The sequence below is a fragment of the Knoellia subterranea KCTC 19937 genome, from assembly GCF_000768685.1.
Classification (GTDB): Bacteria; Actinomycetota; Actinomycetes; order Actinomycetales; family Dermatophilaceae; genus Knoellia; species Knoellia subterranea.
In genome coordinates this window covers 1-1088 of record NZ_AVPK01000025.1, presented here as the reverse complement: position 1 = coordinate 1088, position 1088 = coordinate 1, and the positions used below count along the sequence as shown (strand labels likewise).

The 1088-nt window shown below is 65.6% G+C and carries 2 protein-coding genes; both read right to left on the bottom strand.

Translation table 11 applies throughout. The features are described 5' to 3' along the window. Nucleotides 1-654, bottom strand: coding sequence for a hypothetical protein (locus N803_RS17775; protein WP_156969854.1), 654 nt, complete (start codon nt 652-654; stop codon nt 1-3). Between the two features lie 82 nt (nt 655-736). Further along, entirely contained in the window at nt 737-940 is a 204-nt protein-coding gene (locus tag N803_RS17150; RefSeq protein WP_035907574.1) for a hypothetical protein, read from the bottom strand. Nucleotides 941-1088 lie beyond the last annotated feature (148 nt).

The following is a 1088-nucleotide window of genomic DNA, read 5'->3' as shown; positions in this document are numbered from 1 at the left end:
TCAGTCGCGGAGTTTGGGTTCGGTGTTGACCTTGAACTGGCCCCAACCGATGACCGGCCCACCACCCTCACCAGGGAAGGTCACGTCGAACTCGAGGTCACCACAGCGACCCTTCTTCACGACATCATCCGGGGTCGGAGTCGGCGTCGGCGTCGGTGACTCCGTCCCGGTCGGCGTCGGCTCGGGCTCGGGCTCCTCCGGCTCCTCCGGCGGGTCAGGAAGCTTGCACGGACCCAACTTGATCCCCAGCTCAGCCACCGCGTCAGTGCTCTCCCTCTGACCCGACTCCAGCACCCGCTCACTGCGCACCGTGACCTCGACCTTGTCCGCCACCGGGCTGTAGCAGTAACTCGTCACCGTCGCGTCATTGCGCTGCGCGAAATCCTGCGCCGCAGCCCGACCCAAACCACACGGCAACGACGACCCACCCAGGATCGCGTCCTTGAGCGCCGACGGCGCATCCTTGGCGATCGACTGAGCCCCCGCCAACGCCGCAGCATCCGCCGCCGTCTGCAACCCCGACACTTCATCAGCCGCCGTGGCCAGACGCGAATACGCCGTCACCCCCAACCCCAACAAACAGATCGCAACCGTGAGCACCAGCCACATGGCCGCCTGCCCACCCTCACGACGCGCTCGACGCACACAACTCATCACTGTGCCCCCTCAGACACCAAAAACTCGTGGGAGCCAGGCACACAGCCCGACTCCCACGAGTTTACGTGAGACCCGACGATCAGTTCGGCTTGAACAGGTCCTCGACGGCGGTCTTGACCGCCGCCGGGACACCTGCCTTGTCGATGGCGCCCCAGATGAGCGCGACAACGAGCGCCGCAACGGCGATCATGCCGGCGTACTCCAGACCCGTGGCGCCCGCCTCCTGACGGTCACGCAGCGTGGCAACGGCGGTGGTGTACTTCGCAGCAAGCTTGGCAGTCATGATGTTCCCCTCCTGAGGATGTCTGTGGTGGACCCCGTGGTCCCTGTTGACATGGAAGACATTACGAACCATCCACCCCCCACCACAGGGCCCACGGACCCAAACCCAGACCCAACCCGGACCCAACCTCCAGACCCACCACCCAGGC

What these genes read in the sequence shown, in the direction of transcription:
- N803_RS17775 (WP_156969854.1), bottom strand. Translation starts at nt 654, where the DNA reads ATGAGTTGTGTGCGTCGAGCGCGTCGTGAGGGTGGGCAGGCGGCCATG.
- N803_RS17150 (WP_035907574.1), bottom strand. Translation starts at nt 940, where the DNA reads ATGACTGCCAAGCTTGCTGCGAAGTACACCACCGCCGTTGCCACGCTG.